The 24,030-nt window shown below is 65.3% G+C and carries 16 protein-coding genes; 5 read left to right on the top strand and 11 right to left on the bottom strand.

Going from position 1 to position 24,030, the window contains the following annotated elements:
• Window positions 1-123: 123 nt before the first annotated feature.
• The 7 genes from VA602_RS23790 to VA602_RS23760 form a co-directional block, all read right to left on the bottom strand.
• Window positions 124-1,749 (bottom strand): BatD family protein, encoded by a 1,626-nt coding sequence (locus VA602_RS23790; RefSeq protein WP_323454505.1) that lies wholly within the window; start codon window positions 1,747-1,749, stop codon window positions 124-126.
• Window positions 1,746-3,470, bottom strand: a complete 1,725-nt coding sequence (locus VA602_RS23785) for a tetratricopeptide repeat protein (protein ID WP_323454504.1) — start codon at window positions 3,468-3,470, stop codon at window positions 1,746-1,748. Before VA602_RS23785 ends, VA602_RS23790 begins: the two co-directional genes overlap by 4 nt.
• Window positions 3,467-4,543, bottom strand: a complete 1,077-nt coding sequence (locus tag VA602_RS23780) for a vWA domain-containing protein (protein ID WP_054893620.1) — start codon at window positions 4,541-4,543, stop codon at window positions 3,467-3,469. The genes VA602_RS23785 and VA602_RS23780 overlap by 4 nt, the downstream gene beginning before the upstream one ends.
• Complete coding sequence (locus tag VA602_RS23775; protein WP_063543917.1) at window positions 4,536-5,030, bottom strand: DUF4381 domain-containing protein; 495 nt, start codon at window positions 5,028-5,030, stop codon at window positions 4,536-4,538. Before VA602_RS23775 ends, VA602_RS23780 begins: the two co-directional genes overlap by 8 nt.
• Window positions 5,027-5,968, bottom strand: a complete 942-nt coding sequence (locus VA602_RS23770) for a DUF58 domain-containing protein (protein ID WP_063543919.1) — start codon at window positions 5,966-5,968, stop codon at window positions 5,027-5,029. Before VA602_RS23770 ends, VA602_RS23775 begins: the two co-directional genes overlap by 4 nt.
• Window positions 5,969-5,972: 4 nt before the next feature.
• A complete protein-coding gene (locus tag VA602_RS23765) occupies window positions 5,973-6,932 on the bottom strand; it encodes an AAA family ATPase (RefSeq protein WP_054893623.1) in 960 nt (319 codons plus the stop codon).
• A gap of 159 nt (window positions 6,933-7,091) precedes the next feature.
• Window positions 7,092-8,327, bottom strand: a complete 1,236-nt coding sequence (locus tag VA602_RS23760) for an NCS2 family permease (protein ID WP_371105597.1) — start codon at window positions 8,325-8,327, stop codon at window positions 7,092-7,094.
• A 467-nt stretch (window positions 8,328-8,794) separates the two neighbouring features.
• Here VA602_RS23760 and VA602_RS23755 point away from each other — a divergent pair, with 467 nt between their 5' ends.
• Window positions 8,795-9,550 carry a GntR family transcriptional regulator gene (locus VA602_RS23755; protein WP_054893625.1) on the top strand — a complete coding sequence of 252 codons (756 nt, stop codon included), beginning with the start codon at window positions 8,795-8,797 and terminating at the stop codon, window positions 9,548-9,550.
• 200 nt (window positions 9,551-9,750) lie between these two features.
• Here VA602_RS23755 and guaD read toward each other — a convergent pair whose 3' ends face one another.
• The 4 genes from guaD to xdhA form a co-directional block, all read right to left on the bottom strand.
• Window positions 9,751-11,055 carry a guanine deaminase gene (guaD, locus tag VA602_RS23750; protein WP_323454503.1) on the bottom strand — a complete coding sequence of 435 codons (1,305 nt, stop codon included), beginning with the start codon at window positions 11,053-11,055 and terminating at the stop codon, window positions 9,751-9,753.
• 10 nt (window positions 11,056-11,065) lie between these two features.
• Complete coding sequence (xdhC, locus tag VA602_RS23745) at window positions 11,066-11,911, bottom strand: xanthine dehydrogenase accessory protein XdhC (protein ID WP_125930396.1); 846 nt, start codon at window positions 11,909-11,911, stop codon at window positions 11,066-11,068.
• Window positions 11,912-12,028: 117 nt separating this feature from the next.
• Window positions 12,029-14,428, bottom strand: a complete 2,400-nt coding sequence (gene xdhB / locus VA602_RS23740; protein WP_063543927.1) for a xanthine dehydrogenase molybdopterin binding subunit — start codon at window positions 14,426-14,428, stop codon at window positions 12,029-12,031.
• Window positions 14,421-15,875 (bottom strand): xanthine dehydrogenase small subunit, encoded by a 1,455-nt coding sequence (gene xdhA, locus VA602_RS23735; protein WP_323454502.1) that lies wholly within the window; start codon window positions 15,873-15,875, stop codon window positions 14,421-14,423. The genes xdhB and xdhA overlap by 8 nt, the downstream gene beginning before the upstream one ends.
• Before the next feature lie 269 nt (window positions 15,876-16,144).
• Here xdhA and VA602_RS23730 point away from each other — a divergent pair, with 269 nt between their 5' ends.
• From VA602_RS23730 to ligA, 4 genes are all read left to right on the top strand, one after another.
• Window positions 16,145-16,804, top strand: coding sequence for a GntR family transcriptional regulator (locus VA602_RS23730; RefSeq protein ID WP_054893630.1), 660 nt, complete (start codon window positions 16,145-16,147; stop codon window positions 16,802-16,804).
• A 3-nt stretch (window positions 16,805-16,807) separates the two neighbouring features.
• Window positions 16,808-20,296 (top strand): chromosome segregation protein SMC, encoded by a 3,489-nt coding sequence (smc, locus tag VA602_RS23725; RefSeq protein ID WP_323454501.1) that lies wholly within the window; start codon window positions 16,808-16,810, stop codon window positions 20,294-20,296.
• 204 nt (window positions 20,297-20,500) lie between these two features.
• Window positions 20,501-21,385: a cell division protein ZipA gene (zipA, locus tag VA602_RS23720; protein WP_054893632.1), complete on the top strand. Its 885-nt coding sequence runs from the start codon at window positions 20,501-20,503 to the stop codon at window positions 21,383-21,385.
• A gap of 247 nt (window positions 21,386-21,632) precedes the next feature.
• Window positions 21,633-23,963 (top strand): NAD-dependent DNA ligase LigA, encoded by a 2,331-nt coding sequence (ligA, locus tag VA602_RS23715; RefSeq protein WP_112897785.1) that lies wholly within the window; start codon window positions 21,633-21,635, stop codon window positions 23,961-23,963.
• Window positions 23,964-24,030: the final 67 nt, after the last annotated feature.

Raw genomic sequence — 24,030 nt, 5'->3', positions numbered from 1 at the left:
AGTGTTTGCGTAGAGGCTGATAGGTGTTCGCCGAAAGATTTTTGGTGCCCATGAGATCGAGCGCCGCCCGCGCGGCGCTCGATCTCATGGGCGCTGAAAATCTGTCGGCAAGCACCTGAAAACTCACTTGGGATAAAGCGGCGGCAAACCCCCACCATCCCCACCCACAGGCAACCCCTGCTGAGCCGAAGGAATATCCCCGATCGCCCGCCACAACTCATCCCCCTGCCAATGCTGCCCCGCCTCGCTGTAGAGCGCGCCATTGAGCCCATCCAGGGCATTGGACAAGGGCACGAAGCGCGCCGCCATCTCGGCCAGGGTCTCGGGTTGCTGCCGCGCCCAGGCGTCCAGCGCCTGGCGCGTCGCCTGCGGATCGTTGGCGAGGGTCGCGCGCTTGAGATCGTCGAGCAGCGTACGCGGGCTCGGCCCACTCTGCGATGCGCGCAATACCGCCGGTTGCGAACGCGCCCGCCACCAGAGGGCAAAGCCCAGCAGCGTGGTCAGCGCCAATATCATCGTTGCCAGTTGCCACGGCCAGAGCAGCGCAGATCCGCTGCTGACATCCCCCACCGGCGTGTCGGCGCTCAACGCCGGGTTATCGTCGACCTTGATGCTTCGCGCCGGCAGGCTGCTGTGCTCCAGATGGTCTTCGAGGGTGTTCCACCAGGTGACCTCCAGCGCAGGCAGCATCAGGTTGCCACTGTGGATCGGCACCAGCGCTTCGCGCTCCTCACGATTGGCGGTCATGCCGCGTTCATTGATCTCGTTGCGCAGCAGGGGTTGGTCCGGGTAACGGCGCAGGCCAGTGACCTCGGTAGCCGGCAACGGTGGCAACTGCGTGCTGGACAGTCCCTCGGCGCGCAGGGTGATGCTGCGCGTCAGGGAATCACCAATCTGCGTCGGCTGCTGGTTCGGGTCGGGGTTCCAACGTTCTTCCAGGCTGAGGCTGCGGGCCGGGAGCCAGGTCACACCGGCAGGCCAGGTCGCGGGGATGGCCTTGACCTGCAGGTCAAGCGGCAGCGAGCTGACCTGCACCTGGCGCCCGCTGCGTGCCCCGCCGGCAGGCGGTTCAGTGCTGTCGGCAGCGGTGGCGGTGAAGGTCAGGGGAGGCACTTGCAGTGCGCCGCTCTGTTGCGGATAAAGCGCGTAGCGGGTTTCGATCACGCCATGGCGCACGCCGTTGATTTCTTTTTCGTAGGTGCGTGACTCGCCCAGCGGCTCGACCTTGGCGTTCTCAAGGCGCAGCGGGCTGAGGTTGCTGTCGTCGTACAGCGACACCGAATGGTAGATGCGCAGGGTCAGTACCGCCTGGGCCTGGACGTAGACCTCGGGGCTGTCGAGGGTCGCCTCGATGAACACCTGCGAGGCGCTGTCCGGGCGATTGGAGTCGGGTTGTACCACTTGCAGTTCGATGGCCTGGCTGCGCGACTGCCCCAGTTGCAGCTCCGGGATCTGCAGGCTGCCGCTGCGCCGTGGCAGCAGGGTGACGATCCAGCGGGTGCTGGCACGGGTTTCGCCATCGAGGGTGTGCAGGCTGTTGAGCTGGCGGGTGCCGCGCACTTCGAAGTCGCCCTCCAGGGCGCGCAGGTCAGGTTTGCCGAACTGGGTGACATCCTGGCTTTCCAGCGTGAGCTCCAGGGTTTCGCCGGCTTCCACGCGGGTGCGATCGACACTCGCCTGCAGCGCCGGTTGGGCCTGGGCCAGGGTGAGCCAGAGCAGGCTGAGCAAGAAGACGCCGAGGCGACTCATCGTTGGGGTTCCTGATGCAATTGCTGTTCGTACCAGAATTTGCGTCGCAGCAACTGCGCCGGGTTGTCGGGGATCTCCCGCAACCACTGCTCCAGGGCCTGGCGCTGTTCGGCGTCGAGGCTGGTAGAGGTGGGCCGCTGCGGCGGCTGGGTGAGGCTGTCATCATCGCCGCCCTGGTTGCCGGACGACGCCTGGTTGTTGCTGTTGCTGGTGCTGTCGCCGCCGTCCTGCGCTGGGCTCTGTTCGTCGTTGCCGGGCGTGCCCTGGGCACTGCTGGAGGCCGAGCTGCTGTTGCCGTCGGTGTCGCGGCTCGGCGTCGGTTGTGCGTCGCTGGTGTCCGGTTTTTGCTCGGCGCGGCCCTCGCGTTGTTGCAGCAGTTGTTGCACCAGTGCCTGGTTGTCCAGCGCCGGTTGCAGGTCGGGCTGGCGCTCCAGTGCCTGCTCGTAGGCATCCAGAGCGGCATCCAGTTCGCCGGCGCGGGCCAGGGCGTTGCCTCGATTGTAGTGGGCCGCGGCGCTGTTGCCCTGGGCGAAGGCCTGGGCGGCGCCAGTGTAGTCGCCTGCCTGGTACAGTGCCATGCCGCGCCACTGCGGATCCTCGAAGCGCTGGGCGGCTTCGGCGGGGCGCTGGTGTTGCAGCAGGTGCTGGCCCTGTTGGTCGGGGCGACGCCAGAGGTCCTGGAATTCGAACGCCTGGCTCGGTTGGGGCAGGGCCAGCAGCAGTGGCAGGCAGAACAGCCAGCCGCGACGTCCGGCGCAGGCGGCCAGCAGCAACAGGGGCAGCAATAGCCAGTAGCCCTGGTCGGCCCAGCTGTCCAGTTGCAGGGTCTGGCCGTCGTTGCGCAGGGCGCGGGGGGAGTCGAACAGGCCCAGACCGCGCAGGTCGAGATCGTCGATACGGGCATGCCGGTAGCGTCCGCCCGTGCCGACGATGAAGCGCTTGAGCTCGGCGCTGTCCAGGCGTGGGACGAGGATGGCGCCCTGGTCATCCTTGAGGTACTCGCCACTGGCCTGGCGCACGGGCGCGCCCTCGGCGGTGCCGACGCCGAGCATCAACAAAGAGGGGCCCTGGCGACCCAGGGCCTGGACGATACCCTGGCGCTCCTGATGGCTGAGCGAGCTACCGACCAGCAGCACGCGGCCTTGCCCCAGGCCGCTCTGAGCGAGCAATGCCAGGCCCTTTTGCACTGCCAGGTCGGCGCGGTGGCCGGGCTGCGGCATGATCGAGGGGTCGACGGCCTCGAGCAGGTTGCGTGTGGTGCTCAGGTCATCCGACAGTGGCACCAGGGTGTGCGCGCTGCCGGCATAGACGATCAACGCGGTCTGGCTGTCGCGACGGTGTTCGAGCAGGTCGAGCACCTTGCGTCGGGCCTGTTCCAGACGGTTGGGCGGGCTGTCTTCGGCGAGCATCTGCGGGGTCAGTTCGAGCAGGATCACCAGCGGGTCGGCCGGGCGTTGGCGGGTTTCTTCCAGGCGCTGCCAGCTGGGTCCGAGCAGGGCCAGGAGCACCAGCAGCCAGGCCAGGCCCAGGGCGATCCACGGCAGCTTGCTGGTGCTGCCATTGCCGCCCCCGAGCAACACTGCATGGAACTGCGGCGGCAGGATCATCTGCCAGCGTCCGGCACGTTTGCGTCGATGCCAGAGCTTGAACAGCAGCCAGCCGAGCAGGGGCACCACCAGCAGCCAGAGTGGGCGCAGCCATTGTGGCCAGAGTTCGATCATCGCCGCCTCCTCAGGCGCAGGCGCTTGAGGCGCTGGCGCCATTCGGGGTGGGGCTGCAGAAAGCGTGGTCGACGCAGCGCGCGTTGCAGCAGATTGTCAGGCCACTGCACGGCGATCACCAACAGGACGCTGAGCAGCAGCGCCAGGGCCAGCGGCCAGGCATACAGCTCCCTGGCGGTGCGCGCCTGGGTGGGTTGTTGGGCCACTGGTTCGAGCTGATCGAGGGTGTCACCGATGCTGTTCAGCTCGGCGCCGTCATGGGCGCGGAAATAGGCGCCATGGGTGAGCTCGGCGATTTCCTTGAGCGAAGCTTCGTCCAGGTCCAGGCTCGGATTCAGGCCGAGCAGGCCTGGAGTACCACTGGCGTCGGGGTTGGCGCCGATGCCGATGGTGTAGATGCGTACGCCTTCCTGGGCCGCCAGGCGCGCGGCCGTCAGGGGATGTATCAGCCCGCCGTTGTTGGCGCCATCGGTCACCAGCACCAGTACCCGGCTCTGTGCCGGGCGCTGACGCAGGCGCTTGACCGCAAGGCCGATGGCATCGCCGATGGCGGTGTTCTTGCCGGCGATGCCGATCTGCGCTTCGTCGAGGAAGGTACGCACGGTGCGTCGGTCGAAGGTCAACGGGGCTTGCAGGTAGGCCTCGCTGCCGAACAGGATCAGCCCGACCCGGTCGCCTTCACGGTCCTGGAGAAAGTCACCGAGCAGTGCCTTGACCAGGTCGAGGCGACTGATTTCGTCGCCTTTCCACTGCATGTCGGGGAAGTCCATCGAGCCCGACACGTCCACCGCCACCAACAGGTCGCGGCCACTGGCCGCGATCGGTACCGGGTCGCCCAACCACTGCGGCCGGGCGGCCGCCAGCAGCAGAAGCAGCCAGATCACCACGAACGGCGCCTGCTGGCGCCAGGTGGGCAGGTTGAGGCGGGCGCGGCGCCCGGCAAGGCCTTCAAGCTCATCGAGAAAGCCCACCTTGAGCACCGGCTCGCCGCTGTCGGCGGCAGGCAGCAGCAGGCGCATCAGCCAGGGCAGCGGCAGCAGGGCGAAGATCCACGGCCAGGCCAGGTCAAACATGTTTGCGAATCCAGGTCTCGACCGCCTGGGCGAGCCCGGCGATGGCCTTGTCGTCGAGCTTGCACTCGGGCTTGTAGGCGCCTTCGACCAGCACCATCCAGCGGGTCAGGCCCGCGGCTGGACAGCGGTTGTCGAGAAACGCCAGCCACTGGCGACCGTTGAGCGTGTGGCTGTTGGCGCCAGGGTAGTGATTGCGGCACAGGCGTTTGAGCAGGGCATTGATCTGCTGCAGCCAGGCACCCGCCGGTGCACCGTCGTAGGGGCGCGGCAGGCGGGCGAGTTCGGCCAGGGCTTCGACGCGGATCGGGTCCAGCGGCTGTTCGGCGGGCGGCGCCTGGCGTCGGCCTGGCCGCCAGCGGCGCAGGCGCCACAGCCCCCAGCCGAGCAGCGGCAGCAGGGCCAGCAACAGCCACCAGCCCGGCGCCGGTGGCCAAAGGCCGATGGCCGGCGGGGCGATCAGGGGTTGCAGCTGGTCGAGCGGGTTCATTGGCCGCTTCCCGGACGCTGGTTGAGGTACTCGCGCAACTGCTCGATCATTTCGCTCTGGGTGCTCAACGGCATCAGCACCACGCGCATTTTCTGCGCCAGCAGTTCCCAGCGTTCGATACGTGCTTCGGCCTGGTGGCGATAGAGCTGGCGCAGGTTGGCGTCCAGGGTGTCGAGCTCCAGGTGCGCGCCGCGTTGAGCGAAGCGTAGCAGGCCAGCGGCGGGCAGGGCGTGGTCGAGAGGGTCGGAGACCGGCATCAGCAGCACGTCGCAGTGGCGTGAGAGCATCGCCAGGTGCTGTTCGACGGCTGGGGTGAGTGCGCGTTCGTCGCAGATGACGATGGCCAGGCTGCCGGGGCGCAGCACTTCGCGCGCGCGGCGCAAGGCCAGGCCCAGGCTGTCGGATTGGGACAGCGCTTCGGTGTGCAGCGACTGGTTGACCTTGGCCAGGCGGTTGAGCAGTTGCAGCAGGCTCTGCTTGCTGCGCCGGGGCTTGATCTCGTGGTGTTCGTTGTCGCCGAACACCAGGCCGCCGATGCGGTCGTTATGGCCCAGCGCGGCCCAACCGAACAACGCCGCCGCCTGGGCCGCGAGCACCGACTTGAACATCAGGCCCGAGCCGAAGAACAGGCGCTGGCTCTGCTCGACCATGATGAAGATCGGCCGCTCACGCTCTTCATGGAACAGCTTGGTGTGAGGTTCCTGCGTGCGAGCGGTGACACGCCAGTCGATGTTGCGCACGTCGTCGCCGGCCTGGTACACGCGCACCTGGTCGAAGTCGACCCCGCGTCCGCGCAGCTTGGAGTGGTGCAGGCCCACCAGCGGGCTGCGCTGGCCGGGCCGGGAGAACAGCTGGATCTCGCGCACGCGGTGGCGCATGTCGATCAGCTCGGCCAGGCCGATGCGGATGCCGGGTTCGGCGAGGTGCGTGGCGGGCATGGGGTCAGGCGACGGCGACGACGTCGAGGATACGCTGTACCACACGGTCCTGGTCGATGCCCGCAGCTTCGGCTTCGAACGACAGGATGACGCGGTGGCGCAGCACGTCGAACAGCACGGCCTGGATGTCTTCCGGGCTGACGAAGTCGCGCCCGGCCAGCCAGGCATGGGCACGTGCGCAGCGGTCCAGGGCGATCGAGCCACGGGGGCTGGCGCCGTAGGCGATCCAGTCGGCCAGTTCGCTGTCGAACTTGGCCGGGGTGCGCGTGGCCATGACCAGTTGCACCAGGTATTCCTCCACGGCATCGGCCATGTACAGGCCGAGGATTTCCTTGCGTGCGGCGAAGATCGCCTGCTGGCTGACCTGGCGCTCCGGCTTGACCTCGCCGCCCAGCGCCTCGCCACGGGCCTGCTGGAGGATACGACGTTCGACGGCAGCGTCGGGGAAGCCGATTTTCACGTGCATGAGGAAACGGTCGAGTTGCGCTTCGGGCAGCGGGTAGGTGCCTTCCTGCTCGATCGGGTTCTGCGTGGCCATGACCAGGAACAGCGGCGACAACTCGTAGGTGCTGCGGCCCACGCTGACCTGGCGCTCGGCCATGGCCTCGAGCAGTGCCGATTGCACCTTGGCCGGGGCGCGGTTGATCTCGTCTGCCAGGACCAGGTTGTGGAAGATCGGCCCTTGCTGGAACACGAAGCTGCCGGTTTCCGGGCGATAGATCTCGGTACCGGTGATGTCGGCCGGCAGCAGGTCGGGGGTGAACTGGATACGGTGGAACTGCGCCTCGATACCCTCGGCCAACTCTTTGATGGCCTTGGTCTTGGCCAGGCCCGGTGCACCCTCGACCAGCATGTGCCCGTCGGCGAGCAGGACGATCAGCAGGCGCTCGACCAGCTTCTCCTGGCCAAGGATCTGGGAGGAGAGAAAGGTGCGCAGCGCGATCAGCGCTTCACGGTGTTCCATCGTCGGCGGTTCCTGGAAATGGGCCGGGCGCTTGGGGGAGGGCGGTTGCCGGGCAGGGGGTGATACTTTAATCCATCCAGGGGTGCGCCGACCAATTGGGTTTCCGAAAAATTCCTGACGGCTGGAGTGGGGCGGGCCCGGTGCGGGCCCGGCGACGTTTCAGAGGAACACGAACTTGGCGATGAAGATCACGCACAGCACCCACAGGCTTGCGGAAATTTCCTTGTACTTGCCGGTCCCGGCCTTGAGCACGACGTAGCTGATGAAGCCCAGGGCGATGCCGTCGGCCACCGAAAAGGTCAACGGCATCATGATCGCGGTGACGATCGCCGGGATGCTGTCGGTCGCCTCGTCCCAGTTGATGTGCGCCATGCTGCCCATCATCAGCATCGCCACGTAAATCAGCGCGCCGGCCGTGGCATAGGCGGGGATCATCCCGGCCAGCGGGGCGAAGAACATCGCCGCGACGAACAGCAGGCCGACCACCACCGCCGTCAGGCCGGTGCGCCCGCCCGCGGCGACCCCGGCGGCACTTTCCACGTAGCTGGTCACCGGCGGTACACCGACTGCGGCGCCGAACACGCTGGAGGCACTGTCGGCTTTAAGGGCACGCGACAGGTTCTCGATCCGACCGTCCGGGGCCACCAGGTTCGCCCGCTGCGCCACGCCCATCAAGGTGCCGGCGGTGTCGAACATGTGCACGAACAGGAAGGCCAGCACCACGCTGATCATGCTGACGTTGAAGACACCGGCCACGTCCATGGCCATCCAGGTCGGTGCCAGGCTCGGTGGCAGCGAGAACACCCCGCCATACTGCACCAGGCCCAGGCCCCAGCCGGCCAGGGTCACGGCGATGATGCTGATGAGAATGGCGCCGAACACCCGGTGGTAGCTCAGCACCGCGATCATCAGGAAACACACGGCCGCCAGCAGCGGTCCGGGTTCATGCAGCGAACCGAGCTTGATCAACGTCGCCGGGCTGTCGACGATGATGCCGGCGGTCTTCAGGCCGATCAGCCCGAGGAACAGTCCGACCCCGGCACCCATGGCATGGCGCAGGCTCACCGGAATGCTGTTGAGCAGCCACTCGCGTACCCGCGACAGGGTCAGCAGCATGAACAGCACGCCCGAGACGAACACGGCGCCCAGCGCGGCCTCCCAGGTGTAGCCCATGGTGCCGACCACGGTGTAGGTGAAGAAGGCGTTGAGCCCCATGCCCGGTGCCAGGCCCACCGGCCAGTTGGCGTAAAGGCCCATCAGCAGGCAGCCCAGGGCGGCGGCGATGCAGGTGGCGACGAAGGCGGCACCGTGATCGATACCGGCGTCAGCCATGATGTTGGGGTTGACGAAGATGATGTAGGCCATGGTGATGAAGGTGGTCATCCCGGCGATCATTTCGGTCCTGACGGTCGTGCCGTGGTGCCGGAGTTTGAAGATCCGCTCCAGCCATCCCGGTCGGGGCGATGCAGCGAGATCCAGCGTTGGGGCTTCGGATTTGCGGCTTTCCACAGCGAGTACTCCTCAAGTCTTTCTTGTTGTTCTGGAGCCTTGGTCCTGCGCATGCACTTGGCGGCTCCGCGAGGGGGTGGCAGACGCCTGACGGCTTTGTTGACTTTTGAGTCAGGAAGTTGCTCGGTGGATTATGCTTTTGTGTACAAAGAATGCAAATAATGTTTTATCTTTTGTGCGCACAATCTGCGTCAGCGCAGCTATATGGGAATTGGCCACCTGCAGAAACGGCTCAGCCTGTGTACAATGCGCAGATACCTTGATCCCTTTTTTCACCCCAGGACTTGCCAGCCACCCTCTGACAGGTATTACAGTCGAGGTTCCACTGGCCGATCCCTTGTGCTCGAGTGCCCATGAACGAACAGCTGCAACCTCTGAAGAAACCTGCGCGCACAGCCAAGGCCGGCCGCAGCGGTACCCAGGACGACATCGTCTATGCGCACATTTTCGAGGCCATTCTCGAACAGCGCCTGGCGCCGGGCACCAAGTTGAGCGAGGAAGCGCTGGGCGAGATCTTCGGCGTCAGCCGCACCATCATTCGCCGCGCCTTGTCGCGCCTGGCCCATGAAAGCGTGGTGTTGCTGCGACCCAATCGTGGTGCTGTCGTGGCCAGCCCCACGGTGGAGGAGGCGCGCCAGGTGTTCTTCTCCCGGCGCATGGTCGAGCGCGCCATCACCGAGCTTGCGGTGCAGCACGCCACCGGCGAGCAACTCAACGAACTGCGCCAGATGGTCCGCGAGGAGCGCGACAGCTTCTCGCGTGGCGATCGTGGCGCCGGCATCCGTCTTTCCGGCGAGTTCCACCTCAAGCTGGCCGAGGCGGCCGGCAATGCACCGCTGGTCAGCTTCCAGCGCAGCCTGGTGTCGCAAACGTCGTTGATCATCGCCCAGTACGAAAGCGGCAATCGCTCGCATTGCTCTTACGACGAGCACATGCAACTGATCGACGCCATCGAGGCGCGCGATGCCGAGCAGGCGGTGAGCCTGATGATGCATCACATGGATCATATCGACAGCAAGCTCAACCTTGACGAAGACAGCGCGTCCGACGACCTGCATGCGGTGTTCTCGCACCTGCTGAAAAAACCCAAGGCTGCCGCCAAGGGTTGATCGTTTGCCTGAATGAATGACCGAGGGCTGCTGTGCAGCCCATCGCGGGACCAGCCCGCTCCCACAGGTTGGACTGCTGCCAAGTTGGACATGAATCCAATCTTTGCGGCAGTTCAGGTACAGCACACCCCTCGGGCCCGGTGCTTTCTCTGTGGGAGCGGGCTCGTCCAGCGATGGGCCGCGCAGCGGCCCTTTGTGCATCAGCGCCGATGTACCGAGCGCCCCGCGGCGAAGGTCTCGCGCACGGTACGGTCATCGCCCAGGGTGGTCAGCACGAACAAGGTCTCCTCGATGCTGTTGGATTGCTGGATGCGGTAGTCCAGCAGCGGCGTGGCCTTGTAGTCGAGCACCACGAAATCGGCATCGTTGCCGGCGCGCAGGCTGCCGATGCGGTCGTCCAGGCGCAGGGCGCGGGCGCCGCCGAGGGTCGCCAGGTACAGCGACTTGTAAGGGTGCAGGCGCGCACCCTGCAGTTGCATCACCTTGTACGCCTCGTTCAGCGTGTTGAGCAGCGAGAAGCTGGTTCCAGCGCCCACATCGGTGCCCAGCCCGACATTGACCTTGAAACGCTCGGCCTGGGGCAGGTTGAACAGGCCACTGCCCAGGAACAGGTTGGACGTCGGACAGAAGGCCACGGCCGAGCCGGTCTCGGCCAGGCGCTGGCATTCCTCGTCGCACAGGTGCACGCCGTGGGCGAACACCGAGCGCTCGCCCAGCAGTTCGAAATGGTCGTAGACGTCCAGGTAGCCCTTGCGCTCGGGGAACAGTTCCTTGACCCAGTCGATCTCCTTGAGGTTCTCCGACAGGTGGGTGTGCAGGTACACGCCCGGATGCTCCTTGAGCAGTTGCCCGGCCATGGCCAGTTGTTCAGGCGTGCTGGTGGGCGCGAAGCGCGGCGTCACCGCATAGTGCAGGCGAGCCTTGCCATGCCAGCGCTGGATCAGCGCCTTGCTCTCGCTGTAGCTCGACTCGGCGGTGTCGGTCAGGTAGTCGGGGGCATTGCGGTCCATCATCACCTTGCCGGCGATCAGCCGCAGGTCCAGGCGCTCGGCCTCCTCGAACAGGGCATTGACCGACTCCGGGTGCACGCTGCCGAACACCAGCGCGGTGGTGGTGCCGTTGCGCAGCAGTTCCTGCAGGAAGATCTTCGCCACTTTGTCGGCATGGGCCTTGTCGGCGAACTGCTTTTCGCAAGGGAAGGTGTAGGTGTTCAGCCAGTCCAGCAGTTGCTCGCCGTAGGAGCCGATCATGCCGGTCTGCGGGAAATGGATATGGGTGTCGATGAAGCCCGGGGTGATCAGGGCGTCCTGGTAGTGCACCACTTCGATATCGGCGTCGAGGGTCGGCAGCAGGTCGGTGGCGTGCCCCAGGGCGCTGATGCGGCCTTCGTCGACCACCAGCAGGCCGTCTTTGTAGTATTCGTGGGAGGCCTCCAGGCCGACCTCGGCAGGGTCGGCGATGCTGTGCAGGATGGCGGCTCGGTAGGCTTTGCGGGTTGCAGTCATAAAGCGCTCGTCAAATGGCTTGGCTGCGCCGGGAGGGCGGCAGCAACTGGGCAATGGGGCCTGCATTGGCGCCAGCGTCATGCTGGCCGAAGCAGGCGTTGTAGGTGGCAATGATTTCGCCGGCGATGGACACCGCGATCTCGATGGGCAGCTTGCCCTTGACCTCCGGCAGGCCCATGGGGCAGCGCATGCGTGCCAGCACGGCATCGTCGTAGCCGCGCTCGCGCAGGCGGTGTTCGAACTTGACCCGTTTGGTCTTCGAGCCGATCAGGCCGAACCAGGTGAAGTCGTTGCGCTTGAGGATGGCGGCGGTCAGTTCCAGGTCGAGCTGGTGATTGTGGGTCATGACGATGCAGTAGCTGCCCGGCGGCAGTTCGGCCACTTCGTCGACCGGCTCCTCGCTGACCACCTTGGTCACCCCGTGGGGGATAAGCGGCGGGAACTCCTGCTCGCGCGAATCAATCCAGCGCACCCGGCAGGGCAATGCGGCGAGCAAGGGTACCAGAGCCCGGCCGACATGGCCCGCGCCGAACACCGCGATCTGCGCCTGCACCGGCGCCATGGGTTCGAACAACAGCACCGTGACGCCGCCACAGCACTGGCCCAGGCTCGCGCCCAGGCTGAAGCGCTCCAGATGCGGTGTGCTGCGCTGCTCGGCAAGCATCTGCCGGGCGATGTGCAGGGCCTTGAACTCCAGGTGCCCGCCACCGATGGTGTCGAACAGGTTGCTGGCGCTGACCACCATCTTCGAGCCAGCGTTGCGTGGCGTCGAGCCGCGCTCCTCGATGATGGTCACCAGGATGCAGGGTTCGCCGCGGGACTGGTGGTCGGCGAGGGCATTGATCCATTGGTGCATGATGTAGCCTCTCTAAACCATGCTGAGGGCCCTGTAGGAGCGGGCTTGCCCGCGAAGAGGACGGTAAGGCCCTCCTCACATTCGCGGGCAAGCCCGCTCCCAGGGAATCCCTCGCTGTCAGTGGGTGACGGTTTCCAGTTCTTGTTCGGTCGGCTGCTGTTGCGCCACTGCCTTGCGCATCTGCTCGCACCCCCACAGCACCCGCTCGGGTGTCGCCGGTGCGTCGATGTGCGGCTGCACGCGATAGTCGGCGAGGCTCGCCACCGCATCCTTGATCGCGCACCAGGCCGCGATACCGAGCATGAACGGCGGCTCGCCCACGGCCTTGGAATGGAACACCGTGTCCTCGGGGTTCTTGCGGTTTTCCACCAGCTTCACGCGCAGGTCCAGGGGCATGTCGGCCACCGCCGGGATCTTGTAGCTCGCCGGGCCGTTGGTCATCAGCTTGCCCTTGGCATTCCACACCAGCTCCTCGGTGGTCAGCCAGCCCATGCCCTGGATGAAGCCGCCCTCGACCTGACCGATGTCGATCGCCGGGTTCAGCGAGTCGCCGACGTCGTGCAGGATGTCGGCGCGCAGCATCTTGTACTCGCCGGTCAGGGTGTCGACGATCACTTCGACGCAGGCGGCACCAAAGGCGAAGTAATAGAACGGCCGGCCGCGCGCCTGGCTGCGGTCGTAGAAGATCTTCGGCGTGCGGTAGAAGCCCGTGCTCGACAGCGACACCTGCGCGAAGTAGGCCTGTTGCACCAGTTGCTCGAAGCTCAGCAACTGGTCGCGCACGCGGACATGGCCGTTGCGGAACTCGACATCTTCCTCGGTGACCTGGTAGTGCCGGGCGGCGAACTCGGTCAGGCGTTTCTTGAGGATTTCGGCCGCGTTCTGCGCCGCCTTGCCGTTCAGGTCGGCGCCGCTGGACGCCGCCGTTGGCGAGGTGTTGGGCACCTTGTCGGTGTTGGTGGCAGTGATCTGGATGCGGTTGAAATCGACCTGGAACACCTGCGCCACCACCTGGGCGACCTTGGTATTCAAGCCCTGGCCCATCTCGGTGCCGCCGTGGTTGAGGTGGATGCTGCCGTCGGTATAGATGTGGATCAAGGCGCCCGCCTGGTTGAGGAAGGTGGCCGTGAACGAGATACCGAACTTCACCGGGGTCAGAGCCAGGCCCTTCTTCAGCACCGGGCTGTGTTCGTTGAACTGGCGGATCGACTTGCGCCGCTCGGCATAGTCGCTGCTGGCTTCCAGGTCGGCGGTCATTTCCTCGAGCAGGTTGTGCTCGACGGTCTGGTAGTAGTGGGTGACGTTGCGCTCGGTCTTGCCGTAGTAGTTGGCCTTGCGCACCGCCAGCGGGTCGAGCGCCAGGTGGCGGGCGATGTGGTCCATCACCTGCTCGATGGCGACCATCCCCTGCGGGCCGCCGAAGCCGCGGTAGGCGGTGTTCGACGCGGTATTGGTCTTGCAGCGGTGGCCGTTCACCGTGGCGTCGCCCAGGTAGTAGGCGTTGTCGGAGTGGAACATGGCGCGGTCGACGATCGAGCCGGACAGGTCCGGCGAATAACCGCAGTTGCCGGCCAGGTCGAATTCGATGCCGTGCAGGCGGCCTTCATCATCGAAGCCGACGTCATATTCGACGTAGAACGGGTGACGCTTGCCGGTCATGGTCATGTCCTCGACCCGCGGCAGGCGCATCTTGGTCGGCTGCCCGGTGAGGCGCGCGATCACCGCGCACAGGCAAGCGGGGCTGGCGGCCTGGGTTTCCTTGCCACCAAAACCGCCGCCCATGCGGCGCATGTCCAGCACCACCTTGTTCATCGGCACGTCGAGCACTTCGGCGACCAGCTTCTGCACCTCGGTGGGGTTCTGCGTCGAGCAGTAGACGATCATGCCACCGTCTTCGGTGGGCATTACCGAAGAAATCTGGGTTTCCAGGTAGAAGTGCTCCTGGCCGCCGATGTGCAGGGTGCCTTGCAGGCGATGCGGGGCACTGGCCAGGGCCTTGGCCGAGTCGCCGCGCTGGTGAGTGTGGCTGTCGAGCACGAAATGTTTCTTGCGCAAGGCCTCGACCACATCGAGCACCGGTTCCAGGTCTTCGTATTCGACGATGGCCGCCAAGGCGGCGCGGCGAGCGGTGTCCAGGTCGCGGGCGGCGACGGCGAGCACCGGCTGGCCGAAGAATTCGACCTTGTCGATGGCCAGCAGCGGATCGCCCGCGACCACCGGGCCGATATCCTTGAGCCCAGGAATGTCCTCGTGAGTGATGGCGATGCGCACGCCTTCGAACTGATAGCAGGGGGTCGTGTCGATGCGCAGGATGCGCGCGTGAGCACGGTCGGCGGTGCGCGCATAGACGTGCAACTGGTTGGGGAATTCCAGGCGGTCGTCGATGTACACCGCTTCACCTGACACGTGCTTGTCGGCGCTGTCGTGCTTGACGCTGCGACCGACCCCGCTGGTCAGGTCCTGGCTGAACAGCTCGGCCATCTCGGCCTGGCTCTTGACGGCGTGATGGTTAGACATAAGCGGTCACCCGGGTCTCGATGTACGGCGATTGCTGTTCGATGAAGTATTTGCGCAGCAGGTTCTGCGCGGTCAGCAGGCGGTATTCCTTGCTGGCGCGAAAATCCGTCAGTGGGCTGAAGTCTTCGGCCAGTGCCTGGCAGGCGCGCTCGATGCTCGCCTGGTTCCAGGGCTTGCCAAGCAGCGCCGCCTCGCAGGCACGGGCACGCTTGGGAATCGCTGCCATGCCACCGAAGGCGATTCGCACGCCGCCGACCACGCCGTTCTCGATGTTCAGGTTGAACGCTGCGCATACCGCAGATATGTCATCGTCCAGACGCTTGGACACCTTGTAGGCGCGGAACGACCACTCGCTGCTGGCGCGTGGCACCAGGATCTTCTCGATGAACTCGCTGTCCTGGCGGGCCGTGATGCGGTAGTCGATGAAATAGTCTTCCAGCGCCATCGTGCGCTGGCGATCGCCCTGGCGCAGGACGATCTGTGCGTTGAGGGCGATCAGCAGGGGTGGCGAGTCGCCGATCGGCGAGGCGTTGCCGATGTTGCCGCCCAAGGTGCCCTGGTTGCGGATCTGCAGCGAAGCGAAGCGGTGCAGCAGGGCGCCGAAGTCGGGGTATTCCTCGTTCAGCGCGCCATAGCAGTCGGTGAGCGGGGTGGCGGCGCCGATTTCCAGGTGGCTGCTGGTCTTGTCGATGCGCTTGAGCTCGGCGACATGGCCGACATAGATCATCACCGGCAGGGTCTTGTGGAACTGGGTGACTTCCAGTGCCAGGTCGGTGCCGCCTGCGAGCAGGCGTGCCTCGGGGTGCGAGCTGTACAGGTCGGCCAGGTCGGCGACGGTCAGTGGGACCAGGCAGCGCTTGTCACCACTGTTGAGCTCGCCTGTCTGCTGCGGGGCGATGGCCTGGAGACGGGCGATGGTCTGTGCCTGCTGGGCGTCGAACTGGTCCTGGCAGGGGCGGGCGCAACTCTGCTCGGCGGCGTCGAGTATCGGCCGGTAGCCGGTGCAGCGGCACAGGTTGCCGGCCAGGGCTTCCTGGGCCTGGTGCAGGTCGTGGCCGCTGCTGTTCTTCTGCAGGGCGAACAGCGACATGACGAAGCCTGGAGTGCAGAAGCCGCACTGCGAGCCGTGGCAGTCGGCCATGGCCTTCTGCACGCTGTGCAGCTCGCCCTGGTGCTTGAGGCCCTCGACACTGATCAGTTGCTTGCCGTGCAAGGAGGAAACGAACGTCAGGCAGGAGTTGAGGCTGCGATAACGCAGCGTCGGCTGGCCCAGGTCATCCGGGGTCAGTTCGCCCACGACTACGGTGCAGGCGCCGCAGTCGCCGCTGGCGCAGCCTTCCTTGGTGCCGGGTTTGCCCAGGTGCTCGCGCAGGTACTGCAGCACCGTCATGTTCGGGTCCAGGGCGTGCTCGTTGCGCAGCTCCTGGTTGACGAGAAACTGGATCACGGGGAAGGCCTCGTAATGGTTTTATTGTTGTTGGGCGGACTCTAAGCAAGGGCTGACCTTGAGGTCAATATTTTTCTGACTCAAAGGTCAAGATTTTGCCCGTGCGGGGTTCTGGCCGCCCAACCCTGTCTCTTTACAAGCATAGATCGCGCCGGGCATGGCAACTGACCGACAGGTCGCACAAAGCCTCGCGCGCCGCTGCGCGCAAGCCCGGCGAGTGCGCTACAATCGCGCCTTTCGTGCCCCGTTTTCGATTCCGAAGGAAAATCATGACGTTCAAGGCGCCGGACAGCCTCTCCGAGCAAATTGCCCACTACCTGGCCGAGCGGATCATTCGCGGCGAGCTTGCACCCGGCGAGCGCATCCAGGAGCAGAAGGTCACCCAGGCCCTGAATGTCAGCCGCGGCTCGGTACGCGAAGCGCTGCTGATTCTTGAACGTCGTCATCTGGTGGCTATCCTGCCGCGTCGCGGAGCCCACGTCACCGAGCTCGACGAGCACAGTGTGCGCAGCCTGTGCAGCCTCATGGGCGAGCTGTACATCCTGCTGGGCAACGCCGTCGCGCAGCAGTGGCGCAGCGAGACCGACCTGCTGCCGTTCCTGGAGATCCAGCAGCGCCTGCACCAGGCCCGCAGCAACCTGGACATCAAGGCCTTCGTCGCCGAAAGTTTCGCCGTCATGCGCGCCGCCTTCCCCTTCGCACGCAACCCTTACCTGCAGGAGACCGTGGAGAACCTGCAGCCGGCCATGAGCCGCGCCTACTACCTGGCGCTGGATCAACGCCAGGCCAGCATGGACGACTATGTCGACCTGTTCGCCCGTCTGCTGGAGGCAGTATTGCTGCGCGACCTGCCGCGTATCCGCGAGGTGCTGATCGCCTATTGCCAACGCAGCTGCGAGCTGGTGTTGGCTGCGCTGGCGCAGGCCTGACCGATGCGCCTCAAGTGCATTCGCCTGGCCGGGTTCAAGTCGTTCGTCGATCCCACCACGGTCAATTTCCCCAGCAACATGGCGGCGGTGGTCGGGCCCAACGGCTGTGGCAAATCCAACATCATCGACGCCGTACGCTGGGTCATGGGCGAAAGCTCGGCGAAGAACCTGCGTGGCGAGTCGATGACCGACGTCATCTTCAACGGCTCCTCCGGGCGCAAGCCGGTGAGCCAGGCGAGCATCGAGCTGGTGTTCGACAACAGCGACAGCACGCTGGTCGGTGAATACGCCGCCTATGCCGAGATCTCCATCCGTCGCAAGGTGACCCGCGACGCGCAGAACACCTACTACCTCAACGGCACCAAGTGCCGCCGCCGTGACATCACCGATATCTTCCTTGGCACTGGCCTGGGCCCGCGCAGCTACTCGATCATCGAGCAGGGCATGATCTCCAAGCTGATCGAGGCCAAGCCCGAGGAGCTGCGCAACTTCATCGAGGAAGCGGCGGGCATCTCCAAGTACAAGGAGCGTCGCCGCGAGACCGAGAACCGCATCCGCCGCACCCAGGAGAACCTGGCGCGCCTGACCGACCTGCGCGAAGAGCTGGAGCGCCAGCTCGAACGCCTGCATCGCCAGGCCCAGGCCGCCGAGAAATACCGCGAATACAAGGCCCAGGAGCGCCAACTCAAGGCGCGCTTGTCGGCACTGCGCTGGCGTGCACTGGATGAGCGCATGCGCCAGCGCGAAAGCATCATCGGTGACCAGGAAGTGGCCTTCGAGGCACTGGTGGCCGAGCAGCGCAATGCCGATGCCAGCATCGAACGCCTGCGCGACGGGCACCATGAGCTGTCCGAGCGGTTCAACCAGGTGCAGGGGCGCTTCTATTCCGTAGCGGGCGATATCGCCCGGGTCGAGCAGAGCATCCAGCACGGCCAGCAGCGCCTGCGCCAGTTGCAGGATGATCTCAAGGAAGCCGAGCGCACGCGCCTGGAAACCGAGTCGCACCTGGGCCACGACCGCACCCTGCTGGCGACCCTGGCCGAAGATCTGGCGATGCTCGAGCCCGAGCAGGAAATGACCCTCGCCGCCGCCGAAGAGTCCGCTGCGACGCTCGAGGAGGCCGAGCTGGGCATGCACGGCTGGCAGGCTCAGTGGGACGATTTCAATACCCGCTCCGCCGAGCCACGGCGTCAGGCCGAGGTCCAGCAGGCACGCCTGCAGCAGCTGGAGAGCAGCCTGGAACGTCTGGCCGAGCGCCAGCGCAAGCTGAGCGAAGAGAACCAGCAACTGGGCGCCGATCCCCAGGACGCCGCCATGCTCGAACTGTCGGAGCAGGTGGCTGGCAGCGAGTTGCAGCTCGAAGCGTTGCAGTTGCAGGAGCAGCAGGTGGTCGAGCGGCTTGAGGCTGTGCGCGAGCAACTGCAGCAGGCGACCCAGGCCCAGCAACAACAGCAGGGTGAATTGCAGCGCCTGGGCGGGCGTCTGGCGTCACTGGAGGCCCTGCAGCAAGCGGCCCTCGAACCCGGCAGCGGTGCGGCTGAATGGCTGCACGGGCAGGGCTTGGGCAACCGTCCGCGCCTGGCTGAAGGGCTGCGTGTGGAGCCCGGCTGGGAGCTGGCGGTGGAGACCGTATTGGGTGCCGACCTGCAGGCGGTGCTGGTGGACGATTTTGCTGCACTTGATTTTGCCCCCCTGGAGCAGGGTGACCTGCGCCTGCTGCTGGCGAGCGGCGAGGGGGCGCGCCTGCCTGGTAGTCTGCTGGACAAGGTCGACGGACGCATCGATCTGGCACCCTGGCTCGGCCAGGTCAAGCCGGTCGAATCCCTGGAGCAGGCCCTGGCCCTGCGCGCCACGCTTGAAGAGGGCCACAGCCTGGTCAGCCGCGATGGCTACTGGGTGGGCCGGCATTTCCTGCGGGTCAGCCGCGGTGGCGAGTCCCAGGGTGGCGTATTGGCGCGAGGGCAGGAGATCGAGCGCCTCGGCCATGAGCAACTGGAGCACGAGGCGTTGCTCGAACAGCTCACGCAGCAGCTGCAAGACCTTCGCGAGCAACAGCTCGCCCATGAGGAACAGCGCGAGCAACTGCGCCGCCGCAGCCAGGACGAAAACCGGCAGCTTGGCGAGCTGAAGGCGAGCCTGTCTGCCGGGCGTGCTCGTGCCGAACAGTTGGAGCTGCGCCGCCGCCGCTTGCAGGAAGAACTGGCCGAACTCCAGGAGCAACGCGCCCTGGAGCATGAGCAACTGGGCGAAGCGCGCCTGGTGCTGCAGGAAGCCCTGGATCTCATGGCCCAGGACACCGAGCAGCGTGAACAACTGATGGCCCGTCGCGACACCCTGCGCGAAACCCTCGATCGCGTCCGCCAGGAGGCCCGTCAGCACAAGGACCATGCCCACCAGTTGGCGGTGCGCCTGGGTTCCCTGCGCGCCCAGCACGACTCCACGCGCCAGGCCCTGGAGCGTCTTGAGCAGCAGGCCGCGCGTCTGAGCGAGCGCCAGGAGCAGTTGAGCCTCAATCTTGAAGAGGGCGAGGCCCCGCTGGAAGAGTTGCGCCTGAAGCTCGAAGAGCTGCTCGAACGGCGCATGAGTGTCGATGAGGAAATGCGCCAGGCGCGCCTGCACATGGACGAGGCCGATCGCGAACTGCGCGACGTCGAAAAACGCCGTGCCCAGGCTGAACAGCAGGCCCAGTTGTTGCGCGGGCAACTGGAGCAGTCACGCCTTGAGTCCCAGGGCCTGGATGTGCGGCGCAAGACCTTGCAAGAGCAGTTGCTTGCCGACGGTTACGACCTGCAGGGTGTGCTCGCCACGCTCGAGCCCGAGGCCAGCGAGCAGGGTACCGAGCAGGAATTGGAGCAGACTGAAGCGCGTATCCAGCGCCTGGGTGCGATCAACCTGGCGGCAATCGAGGAGTACGAGCAGCAGTCCGAGCGCAAGCGCTATCTCGATGCCCAGAACGCTGACCTGGTCGAGGCGCTGGAGACGCTCGAGAACGTCATCCGCAAGATCGACAAGGAAACCCGAAACCGTTTCAAGGATACCTTTGATCAGATAAATGCCGGATTACAGGCACTTTTCCCAAAAGTTTTCGGTGGCGGCAGCGCTTATCTGGAACTGACGGGCGAAGATCTACTCGATACAGGGGTGACGATCATGGCGCGCCCGCCGGGCAAGAAGAACAGCACCATTCATTTGCTGTCCGGCGGCGAGAAGGCACTGACCGCATTGGCGTTGGTGTTTGCCATCTTCAAGCTGAACCCGGCACCGTTCTGCATGCTCGACGAAGTCGATGCGCCGCTGGACGATGCCAACGTCGGGCGTTACGCCCGGTTGGTGAAGGAAATGAGCGAGACCGTGCAGTTCATCTACATTACGCATAACAAGATTGCCATGGAAATGGCCGATCAATTGATGGGGGTCACCATGCATGAGCCCGGTTGTTCACGTCTTGTTGCAGTTGATGTGGAGGAGGCCATGGCCATGGTTGACGCCTGATGCGTGAAGATTGGGCGATATCTGTAGGCAAATGCGCCTTGCATGTGCGACACACGGTGTAAAGTTGTCTTTGGTCGTGCTAGCTTAATGTCACTCGTTTTTTGCGTGGGTAAAACGCCTGTCAGAACATAGAGTTGGCGCCACGTGTTAAAGGGCTTTGAAGCCTTTGTTTTCAAGCATATTTTTATAGAGGCACGGGATTACATGGAAATCGGTCTGCGCGAGTGGCTGATCGTCATCGGCATCATTGTCATCGCCGGTATTCTTTTCGACGGCTGGCGCCGCATGCGCGGCGGCAAGGGCAAGTTGAAGTTCCGTCTGGATCGTAGCTATTCCAACCTCCCGGACGACGAGGGCAGTGCCGAGGTGCTCGGCCCTGCGCGCGTCCTGGACACGCATAAAGAGCCGGAGCTGGACGAAACCGACCTGCCGTCGATGAGCGCCCCGGCCCGTGAACGCGAGCGCGAGCCAAAGCCGGCCAAGGCGCCCAAGCGTGGCAAGCGTGCTGCTGCCGAGTCGCAGCAGGGCGACCTGAATCTGGTCGCTGAACCGCGCGAGCCCGATCTGTTCGCCGACAGCGATGACGACTTCAGCGCCGACAACAACCGCAACAGCGGTTTCGCCACGAGCAACAACGCCGCCAAGGAGTTGCCTCCGGTCGAAGAGGTGCTGGTGATCAGCGTCATCTCCCGTGACGAAGGTGGCTTCAAGGGCCCGGCGTTGCTGCAGAACATCCTGGAAAGCGGCCTGCGTTTCGGCGAGATGGACATCTTCCATCGCCACGAAAGCATGGCCGGTCACGGCGAGGTGCTGTTCTCCATGGCCAACGCGGTCAAGCCAGGCATATTCGACCTGGATGACATCGACCATTTCAGCACCCGTGCGGTCAGCTTCTTCCTCGGCCTGCCCGGCCCGCGTCATCCGAAGCAGGCCTTCGACGTGATGGTTGCCGCCGCGCGCAAGCTGGCCCACGAGCTCGACGGTGAGCTCAAGGATGACCAGCGCAGCGTACTGACCGCGCAGACCATCGAGCACTACCGCCAGCGTATCGTCGAGTTCGAGCGCCGTGCGCTGACCCAGAAGCGCTGATAGATCCAGACTCAAGAGCAGCCCATGGGGATTGCTGGTCGCTTCGGCAGATGTCGTTGCCTATGCCGGCCCCATTGCCGGACAAGCCGGACGCCGCACCGCCGCTCCCACAGATACACGATTGTCTGTGGGAACGGCGGTGCGGCGTCCGGCTTGTCCGGTGATGAGGTCAGTACATGCTGAACAGCATCCCGATCCGTGCCGGCATCACCCAGGCTGCTCTTTTGCTTTGCAAGAGACCTGAAAGATGAACGCCGAAAACCGAATCCACGAACTGCGCGCCGAACTCGACCAGCACAACTATCGCTACTATGTGCTGGACGAGCCCAGTGTGCCCGACGCCGAATACGACCGGCTGTTCAACGAACTCAAGGCCCTGGAAGCCGAGAACCCACACCTGGTCACCCCCGACTCGCCCACCCAGCGCGTCGGCGGTGCAGCCTTGGCGGCCTTCACCCAGGTGCGCCACGAGATCCCGATGCTCAGCCTGGGCAACGCCTTCGAAGAGGCTGACCTGCGTGAGTTCGGGCGGCGCGTGGTCGAAGGGCTCGACCAGGCCGAGGCGGTGGACTACAGCTGCGAGCCCAAGCTCGATGGCCTGGCGGTGAGCCTGTTGTACCGCGACGGCCAGCTGGTGCAGGGCGCCACCCGTGGCGACGGCACGACCGGCGAAGACATCAGCACCAACGTGCGCACCATCCGCAACGTCCCGTTAAAGCTGCACGGCAGCGGCTGGCCCGAAGTGCTCGAAGTGCGTGGCGAGGTGTACATGAGCAAGGCGGGCTTCGAGCGGCTCAATGCCGCTCAGGCCGAAATCGGCGGCAAGACCTTCGCCAACCCCCGCAACGCTGCCGCTGGCAGCCTGCGTCAACTGGACTCGAAGATCACCGCCAGCCGCCCGCTGGAATTCTGCTGCTATGGCATCGGCCAGACTTCAGCGAGCGTCGGCGACAGCCATATCGGCATCCTCGAGCAGCTCAAGGTCTGGGGCATGCCGATCAGCCCTGAGCTCAAGCACGCCGCCGGTATCGAACAATGCCTGGCCTATTACCAGGACATCGGCGCCCGCCGCAACGCGCTGCCCTACGAAATCGACGGCGTGGTGTTCAAGGTCAACAGCCTGGCGGCGCAGCGCGAGCTGGGTTTCCGTGCGCGTGAGCCGCGCTGGGCCATCGCCCACAAGTTCCCGGCCATGGAAGAACTCACCGAGGTGCTGGACGTCGAGTTCCAGGTCGGCCGTACCGGTGCGGTGACTCCGGTCGCCCGTCTCAAGCCGGTCAAGGTGGCCGGGGTGACCGTATCCAACGCCACCCTGCACAACATGGACGAGATCGCCCGCCTGGGCCTGCGCATCGGTGACACGGTGATCATCCGCCGTGCCGGTGACGTGATCCCGCAGGTGATGCAGGTGGTGCTCGATCGTCGCCCTGATGACGCCCGCCCGGTCGAGGTGCCGAGCGCCTGCCCGGTGTGCGGCTCGCAGGTCGAGCGCACGCAGTTGGTCAAGCGCAGCAAGGGCAAGGAGACCACCAGCGAAGGGGCGGTGTATCGCTGCGTCGGCCGCCTGGCCTGTGGCGCCCAGCTCAAGCAGGCGATCATTCACTATGTGTCGCGCCGGGCGATGGATATCGACGGCCTTGGCGAGAAGAGCGTCGAGCAATTGGTCGACGAAGGCCTGATCGGTTCCCCGGCAGACCTTTACAAGCTGCAGTTCGAGCAGATCGTCGACCTGGAGGGCTTCGCCGAAGTCTCCAGCCGCAAGCTGCTCGAAGCCATCGAGGCGAGCAAGCGCCCGCCGCTCGCGCGCTTCATCTTCGCCCTGGGCATCCCCGATGTGGGCGAGGAGACCGCCAAGGTCCTGGCCCGCTCCCTGGGCAGCCTGGAGCGGGTGCAGGTGGCACTGCCACAGGTGCTGACCTACCTGCCGGACATCGGCCTTGAAGTCGCCTACGAGATCCATAACTTCTTCGAGGATGCGCACAACCGCGAAGTCATCCAGCAGTTGCTCGACAGCGGCATGCAGTTACAGGACCAGGGCGAGCTGGCGGCGGAGTTCGCCGCCAGCACCACCCTTGCCGGCATGATCGCCAAGCTCGATATCCCCTCGGTCGGCCCGACCGGCGCCGAGAAGCTGGTGGACAAGCTCGGCACCCTCGACAAGATCATCGCCGCCGACGGTATCGACCTGCGCCAGGCCCTGAATACCAAGCAGGCCGATGCCGTGCGCGAGTTCTTCAAGGTCGAGGCCAACCAGCAACTCGCCCGCGCCATCGAAGCCCAGCTCCAAGCGTTCGGCATGCACTGGCACAGCGAGAAGAAAACCACCGAGGGCCTGCCCCTGGCCGGTCAGACCTGGGTGCTGACCGGCACCCTGGAGCGCATGAGCCGCGACATCGCCAAGGACAAGCTGGAAAGCCTCGGCGCCAAGGTGGCGGGCTCGGTGTCCGGCAAGACCCACTGCGTGGTGGCAGGTCCGGGGGCGGGGTCGAAGCTGGCCAAGGCCAGTGAGCTGGGGGTCAAGGTGCTGGACGAAGAGGCCTTCGTCGCCTTCCTGGCGGGGCAGGGCATCACGGTCTGATGTTGCCTGCCCTGGCCTCATCGCGGGACGAGCCCGCTCCCACAGGTTCGCCTTGGCATTTATCCTG

The organism is Pseudomonas machongensis, assembly GCF_034961125.1.
In the GTDB taxonomy this organism is placed as follows: domain Bacteria; phylum Pseudomonadota; class Gammaproteobacteria; order Pseudomonadales; family Pseudomonadaceae; genus Aquipseudomonas; species Aquipseudomonas machongensis.
Note: the sequence above shows the minus strand (reverse complement) of the source record. Positions and strands in the feature narration are given on the sequence as shown.